This window comes from Streptomyces synnematoformans (genome assembly GCF_039531005.1).
Taxonomy (GTDB): domain Bacteria; phylum Actinomycetota; class Actinomycetes; order Streptomycetales; family Streptomycetaceae; genus Streptomyces; species Streptomyces synnematoformans.
In genome coordinates, this window is record NZ_BAAAPF010000629.1 from 1 (window position 1) to 1672 (window position 1672).

Below are 1672 nucleotides of genomic sequence, written 5' to 3' on the forward strand. Positions count from 1 at the left end.
TAGGCGCCGCACTCGGCGGCCCCGGCGGGCACCCCCGCGAGCGACGCCCCGCCGCCGCCGAGCGCGGTGGGCGCCCCCTGCCTGCACCGGTTGCAGGTCCAGCGGACCTAGGACGGGGCCCGCGCGCCCGTACCAGAACCGCCCCGCACCCACGCGCGGCGGCACGCACGCGCAGCCGTACCCCGTACCCCGGCACACCCCCGTGCCCGTACGCGGTACGCCCTCCGTCCCGTCCACTTCCACACACCGTCCCGTCGCGTCCGCGCGTACCCGTACGCCCGCGGCCCGGCGGGGAGAAGGGTCCGCCATGGGTACCGCCAAGTCCAAAGCCGCCGCCCGCCGCGCCCGTGCGGAGGAGCTGCGCCGCAGGGAAGCCGCCCGCGAGCGCCGCAGCAAGCAGTTCATGTACCTCGCCGTCGCCGTCGTCGTGCTCGCCACGGCGGTCGGCGGGTGGTTCATCGTCGACGCCGCCCGGGAGGAGGACAAGGCGGCCGCGGCGCCGGTGAAGGGCGAGCAGAGCTGGCCCGACCTCGAACAGGGCCACGTCACCGAGGACGTCGACTACGAGATGACGCCCCCCGCCGGCGGCGTCCACGACCCGGCCTGGCAGAACTGCAACGGCGACGTCTACGACAAGCCGATACGCGACGAGAACGCCGTGCACGCGCTGGAGCACGGCGCCGTGTGGGTCACGTACACCGACAAGGCCGCCGACGCGGACGTCAAGGCGCTCGCCGAGCGGGTCGGGAAGACGCCGTACTCGATGCTCAGCCCGTACCCCGACCAGGACGGGACGATCACGCTGACCGCCTGGGGCAGGCAGCTCACGGTGGAGAAGGCGTCGGACCCGCGGGTGGGCAAGTTCTTCGAGAAGTACGTCCAGGGGCCGCAGACCCCCGAGCAGGGTGCCGCGTGCACCGGCGGGAAGGGCGCATGACGGCCGCGGACCGGGCCGGCCTGCGGTGGCCGGCGGCGATGGTGGCCGCCGCTGTCCTGGCCTTCGGGGCGTTCGTCGCCGTCCTCGCCACCGGCGGGGACGGCGACGCCGCCGCCCCCGTCCCGGACACCGCCTCCGCGGACGCGGGCTTTGCCCGGGACATGGCCGTCCACCACCAGCAGGCCGTCGAGATGTCCCTCATCGTGCGCGACCGCACCGACGACGAGGACGTGCGCCGCCTCGCCTACGACATCATCAACACCCAGGCCAACCAGCGCGGCATGATGCTCGGCTGGCTGGAGCAGTGGGAGCTGCCCGTGTCGTCGGCGGAGCCGCCGATGGCCTGGATGGGCCACGGGACGTCCTTCGAGGCGCGCGACGGCGCCCTGATGCCCGGCATGGCGACGGACACCCAGCTCGACCGGCTGCGCGGCGCGGCGGGCGAGGACGCCGAGGTGCTGTACCTGACGCTGATGACCGCGCACCACGAGGGCGGTCTGGAGATGTCGCGGACGGCCGGGGAGGAGGCCGGGACGCGGGTGGTGCGGCGGCTGGCCGAGACGACGCTGCGCGGGCAGCGGTCGGAGATCGAGCTGATGCGCGCCATGCTCGACGAGCGCGGCGGTGCGGGGAAGCGGTAGCGGCGGGAGGCGACCACGTCGTCGGGGGCGGCCGGGTCCGGCGCGGCCGGACCGCGCCGCCGACCCGCGGGCGCGGCCGGCAGGGGGCGTCCGC

General features: G+C 75.6%; 2 protein-coding genes. Both read left to right on the top strand.

Annotated features, from left to right (window positions below):
* Positions 1–307: 307 nt before the first annotated feature.
* Entirely contained in the window at positions 308–937 is a 630-nt protein-coding gene (locus ABD317_RS36680; RefSeq protein WP_344296354.1) for a thioredoxin-like domain-containing protein, read from the top strand.
* A complete protein-coding gene (locus tag ABD317_RS36685; protein ID WP_344296356.1) occupies positions 934–1578 on the top strand; it encodes a DUF305 domain-containing protein in 645 nt (214 codons plus the stop codon). Before ABD317_RS36680 ends, ABD317_RS36685 begins: the two co-directional genes overlap by 4 nt.
* Positions 1579–1672: the final 94 nt, after the last annotated feature.